Annotated in this window: 6 protein-coding genes and 1 pseudogene; 3 read left to right on the top strand and 4 right to left on the bottom strand. The window is 64.4% G+C overall.

Annotated features, from left to right (window positions below; translation table 11 throughout):
- Positions 1-103: 103 nt before the first annotated feature.
- Positions 104-301 (bottom strand): annotated as a pseudogene (locus tag MOV74_RS31515) (LysR family transcriptional regulator); the annotation flags it as partial.
- A gap of 162 nt (positions 302-463) precedes the next feature.
- Here MOV74_RS31515 and MOV74_RS31510 point away from each other — a divergent pair.
- Together MOV74_RS31510 and MOV74_RS31505 are read left to right on the top strand one after the other, a co-directional pair.
- Entirely contained in the window at positions 464-1243 is a 780-nt protein-coding gene (locus MOV74_RS31510; protein WP_246930866.1) for a sulfite exporter TauE/SafE family protein, read from the top strand.
- Positions 1240-1470 (top strand): hypothetical protein, encoded by a 231-nt coding sequence (locus MOV74_RS31505; protein WP_246930864.1) that lies wholly within the window; start codon positions 1240-1242, stop codon positions 1468-1470. Before MOV74_RS31510 ends, MOV74_RS31505 begins: the two co-directional genes overlap by 4 nt.
- Positions 1471-1503: 33 nt before the next feature.
- Here the strand turns inward: MOV74_RS31505 and MOV74_RS31500 are convergent, their stop codons facing one another.
- Positions 1504-2109, bottom strand: a complete 606-nt coding sequence (locus tag MOV74_RS31500; protein ID WP_246930862.1) for an SCO family protein — start codon at positions 2107-2109, stop codon at positions 1504-1506.
- Positions 2109-3227: an MBL fold metallo-hydrolase gene (locus MOV74_RS31495; protein ID WP_246930860.1), complete on the bottom strand. Its 1119-nt coding sequence runs from the start codon at positions 3225-3227 to the stop codon at positions 2109-2111. Before MOV74_RS31495 ends, MOV74_RS31500 begins: the two co-directional genes overlap by 1 nt.
- A 199-nt stretch (positions 3228-3426) precedes the next feature.
- Between MOV74_RS31495 and MOV74_RS31490 the strand changes: the two genes are divergently transcribed.
- Positions 3427-4125: a glutathione S-transferase family protein gene (locus MOV74_RS31490; protein WP_246930857.1), complete on the top strand. Its 699-nt coding sequence runs from the start codon at positions 3427-3429 to the stop codon at positions 4123-4125.
- Positions 4126-4250: 125 nt separating this feature from the next.
- Here MOV74_RS31490 and MOV74_RS31485 read toward each other — a convergent pair whose 3' ends face one another.
- Complete coding sequence (locus MOV74_RS31485; protein ID WP_246930855.1) at positions 4251-4448, bottom strand: cysteine-rich CWC family protein; 198 nt, start codon at positions 4446-4448, stop codon at positions 4251-4253.
- Positions 4449-4716 lie beyond the last annotated feature (268 nt).

Genomic DNA, 4716 nt, shown 5'->3' with positions numbered 1-4716 from the left:
GCACGCCTGCCGTCTCCTTGATCGCTTTTTTGGGGAGGCCTTTATGGCGGTATCGAGAGACCAGGCCGCGCGCGTCCTACGCCCTGAAGCGGTGGAGGAGCACGCGGGCGGCCTGCGTCATCACCAGGCGATTGGCCTTGCGCTCGAACAGCGCGACGCCGAGCCGCTCTTCCAGCAGATGGACCATGCGGCTGACGGCGGCCGCCGACACGCTCAGTTCGAGCCCGGCCGCAGCAAAGCTGCCGGTCCGCGCCGCCGCTTCGAATGCCTTGATGCCGTTGAGAAACAGCAGCCGCCGCAAATGCAAGACCCTTATGCAAGACCCTCAGGAAAGCTGATGCCAGGCCAAGATAACTCAGTTTGCGCGAATTGGGCAAGCGAGGCACGTTTTCCTTCACCTCTCCCGCAAGCGGGCGAGGGAGACGAACAGTTTGCAGTCCCTCACTTTTGCGGAGATCCCTTCGTGACGCCCATCATGATCGCTGCCCTTGGATTGCTGATGGTCGCCACCGCGTTCCTGTCGGGCCTGTTCGGCATGGCGGGCGGGCTGATCCTGATCGGCGTGCTGCTGGCCCTGATGCCGCTGCCGACCGCGATGGTGCTGCATGCGATCACGCAGATGGCCTCGAACGGCTGGCGCGCGTTTCTATGGCGGGCACATATCCGCTGGCGGCCGGTCGCGAACTATCTGGTCGGCGCCGCCGTCGCGCTCTCGGCCTGGTCGCTCACCCGCTACGTTCCGGACAAGCCGATGGCGCTGCTCTTGCTGGGCATCACCCCGTTCATGGCACGGCTGTTGCCGGCGAACGTCAAGCCGGACCCTGATAGGCTCTGGCAGGGCACCGTCTACGGCACGATTTGCATGGGCTTGATGCTGATGACCGGCGTCTCCGGCCCGCTGCTCGACACCTTCTTCCTCGGCGGCGATTTCGGCCGGCGCGAGAAGGTGGCGACCAAGGCGATGTGCCAGCTCGTCAGCCATTTCACCAAGCTGATTTATTTCGGCCGCATCATCGACCAGGCGGCGAGCCTCGATCCCGTGCTTGCTGCCGTTGCGATCGCGGCCTCGATGCTCGGCACCACGCTGGCGCGGCGCATTCTGGAAGCCATGACCGACCAGCAATTCATCGCGTGGTCGAACAAGCTGATCACCACCATCGCCTGCTACTACATCGCCTATGGCGGCTGGCTGATGCTTCGTGCGCCGGTGCTGGCCGCCTTCGACAAAGGAGGTTTGCAATGAGCGAGACAGCCGATCCGCTGGTGCTGGACTTCGTCGAATGGGTCGCGCGCGAGCCGCGCGCCTATGCCGAGGTGATCGCGACCTGGAAGACCTCGTGCCCGCGCCTCACCATCTGGGAAGATGCCGCCGACCGCGGCTACGTCGCGCGCGAGACGATTGCCGGCCTCGGGCTGGTCATCGCGGTGACGGAAGGCGGCGAGAAGTTGCTGCGCACCAACGGGCGGTGAGCACGTCGCTTCAAGCTAGCTCTCGCCGGAGCGCTACCGCGAAGGCGCCGCAAGGCGTGGCCGGATGATCTCGACCATGCGCTCGGCCGAGGTGCCCGGCGGAAAGAAGCCGAGATATTTCCCGTCGCGGTCCATGAGGTAGATGAAGGAGCTGTGGTCGATCGTGTAGTCGCCGCCGTCCTTGCCGATCGGGATCCTGGCAAAATAGACCTTGTAGGCCTCTGCCGCGGCCCCGATCGCGTCGAGGCTGCCGGTCAGCCCGAGCAGCCGTGGATGAAACAGCGGCACATATTCGGCAAGATGCTTGGCCGTGTCGCGTTCGGGGTCGAGCGTGATGAAGACCGGCTGGACGGCGTCGGCGTCCGGCCCAAGCTGCTCGACCGCCTGCCCGATCGCCATCAGGTCGGTGGGGCAGACGTCAGGGCAATAGGTGAAGCCGAAATAGACCAGCATCAATCGTCCGCGGAAGTCGCGATCGCTGCGTACCTTGCCAGTCTGGTCGATCAACTGGAACGGTCCGCCGACCGGCTTCCGATTCCACATCAGGACGTCCATGGTCTCCGCGGCCGAGCGCGCCTGCGCCGTGCCCGCGCAGGCGAGCGCCAGCATCACGCACAGCCAGGCGCCGGCGCGGCGCATCACAGCCCGAAGGTGAGGCGGCTGCCTGTCGTCGTCACCACCACCTTACCCTCCATCTGGGCATTGGCTTCCTGTGCGAAGTTGAGCCCGCTGCAATGCATGGGCACCACGACGTCAGGATTGAGCGCCTTGATCTCGCTCACGACCTGCGTGAGGTAGTCCTTGGGCGCCGGGCCGAGATGAAAGCCGCCGACGATGGCGTGCACTTTCTGGATGCCCGACACTTCCTGCGCCTGCTTCACCGAATTGACGATGCCGACATGGCCGCAGGACGAGATCACGACGAGACCGAGGTCCCGCACATTGAAGCAAGTGGCGTGCTCGTGGATGTGCTCGTCCGGCACGATCTTGCCCTCCATCTCCGCCGGCAGGTAGTGCCCGACGTTGCAGCCCAGCCCGTCCTTGATGCCAAACTCGACGAGGGTGTTCGGCAGCACGCGTTCACTGCTGCGGCGGGTGATCTTGCCGGTGGTGAAGGCGTGGTCCGCGATCACTGTTGGCGTTTCGCATAGCACGGTCGTCACTTTCTGCGCCGCGAGCGACCGGCGATCGAGGGTGCCGAAATCGGCGAACTGCCCCTGCGTCGGCGTCGGACTGACGCGATGGCAGAAATTATCCTCGCCGCCCGCGTAGAGCTTGAGGTCGGCGGGCAGTTTGTCGCGGAATTTATCGAGGAAGCCGTTCAGGCCGCCGAAATGATCGTAGTGGCCGTGGCTGACGATCAGCGCGTTGAGCTTGGCCGGATCGACGCCGATCAACGCCATGTTGTTGAGTAGCACCTCGGGCGTGTATCCATAGTCCAGCATCAGCGTGCGCTGGTTGCCGCCGCCTTCGGATTCCAACCAGAGCGACAGGCCCCATTCGTTGTGCAGCGATTTGCGGAAGTCACCGCCGGTGCGCACCGCCGGCGCGATCGAGACGCCGTTGATCTGCTTGGGGCGGAAGAACAGGTCGAAACTCGAATCCACCAGCACGCGGATTGAAAGCTTGTCGACCGTCGGGACGGCGATCGGCGCTGCGCTCGCGATCTCGACACAAGTGAAGGCATTGGCGGCCGCGGCGCCGGCGAGCGCTGCCGAGCCGAGAAGGAAATCACGCCGTGGAATGGTCCTCGTCATTGCAATGCCTCCCAAAGTTTGAAATGCCCGAGCTTAGGTCCAATCCGGTGCCAGCTCAACAACTCGCGAGCAAATTCGGCGCTGCGCGGGCGAAGCAGCCGGTCACCGGTCAGACCCCGGCACCGGCGGCAAGACGGCTTTCTTGCGCTCGTCGCTATGACGGCTACTCTGTTCGCCAATTGCAGCAACGGGACCAGCCATGTCACTCAAACTCTACGAACTCGTCGGCACCGACCCCTCACGCCCGTTCAGCCCGTACTGCTGGCGCACGCGGATGGCGCTTGCGCACAAGGGCCTGTCGGCGCAATCGCTGCCCTGGCGCTTCACCGAGAAGAGCGCACTTGTGCCGCACGGCTCCGAGAAGGTTCCGGTGCTGCTGCATCACGACAAGCCCGTCGTCGATTCCTGGGCCATCGCGAACTATCTCGAGGACCATTTTCCGGATCGCCCGTCGCTGTTCGGCGGTGAGGGCGGCCGCGCCATGGCGCGCATGATCAACGCCTTCGGCGACATTGCCCTCGTCGGCGGCATCTTTCCGCTGATCGTCGCCGACATCCCGAAAAATCTGGACGAGATCGACGCTGCCTATTTCCGGAAGTCGCGCGAGGCGCGTTTCGGCGGCAAGACGCTGGAGGAGGTGATGGCGAGCCGCGATACCGGCGTGGTCGCCTTCGGCAAGTCGCTCGAGATGATGCGGCAGACCTTGAAGAAGCAGCCCTATCTCGGCGGCGAGGCGCCGAACTACGCCGACTACATCGTGTTCGGCGGTTTCCAGTGGGCGCGGGTGGTGAGCCCGTTCAAGCTGCTGGAAGCGGACGATCCGGTTTATGCCTGGCGCGAAAAACTGCTCGATGCGTTCGACGGCATGGCGCGGAAGTCGCCCGGATACGCAGTCTAGGCTTCGTAGGGTGGGTAAAGGCGCAAAGCGCCGTGCCCACCATCTTTCGCTGTACGCAAGGACATTGGCGGGCACGCTTCCGCCTTCGCTATGCGAGCCACGGCGGACAAGTCGCTTTGCCCACCCTACGATACTGCCGCCTCCGCGGCCTTGCGCAAACACGCGCGGCACAGACAATCCTCGCCTTTGACTGGCATCGGCAGCTTTGCGGTTTCCTCCGCGCACCAGCAGGTGCCCGAGAGGTCGCAGCCAAACTCGGTGCCGCAGCGCGAGCAGACGAGGCGGCGTGGTTCCTGCGATGAGGAGTCTTTCGGATTTGTCATGATTTACGTCGAAGCTTCGCCGTGATTTTCATGTCGGGTTCATCGGTCGTTGCGGTATATTAGGCCTCGCGCGCGGACTCGGAAAGCGGCTCCCGCCACGCGAAGGACAAATCGATGGCCCGCGATTCGAAAGCCGCGCTCGTCGCGCTCAACCGTTTTGGCTTCGGTGCCCGCGGCGGCGCCTCGGGCGATCTCGTCAACGCCGCCTCCGATCCGCGCGGCTTCGTGAAGGCGGAGCTCGCGCGTGCAAGCGGCGCGCTGCTGGAGG

This window comes from Bradyrhizobium sp. SHOUNA76, assembly GCF_023006445.1.
Taxonomy (GTDB): domain Bacteria; phylum Pseudomonadota; class Alphaproteobacteria; order Rhizobiales; family Xanthobacteraceae; genus Bradyrhizobium.
Note: the sequence above shows the minus strand (reverse complement) of the source record. Positions and strands in the feature narration are given on the sequence as shown.

Excerpts from the sequence above, each read along its gene's own strand:
- MOV74_RS31505 (WP_246930864.1), top strand. The coding sequence starts at position 1,240 with ATGAGCGAGACAGCCGATCCGCTGGTGCTGGACTTCGTCGAATGGGTC.
- MOV74_RS31500 (WP_246930862.1), bottom strand. The coding sequence starts at position 2,109 with ATGCGCCGCGCCGGCGCCTGGCTGTGCGTGATGCTGGCGCTCGCCTGC.
- MOV74_RS31495 (WP_246930860.1), bottom strand. The coding sequence starts at position 3,227 with ATGACGAGGACCATTCCACGGCGTGATTTCCTTCTCGGCTCGGCAGCG.
- MOV74_RS31490 (WP_246930857.1), top strand. The coding sequence starts at position 3,427 with ATGTCACTCAAACTCTACGAACTCGTCGGCACCGACCCCTCACGCCCG.
- MOV74_RS31485 (WP_246930855.1), bottom strand. The coding sequence starts at position 4,448 with ATGACAAATCCGAAAGACTCCTCATCGCAGGAACCACGCCGCCTCGTC.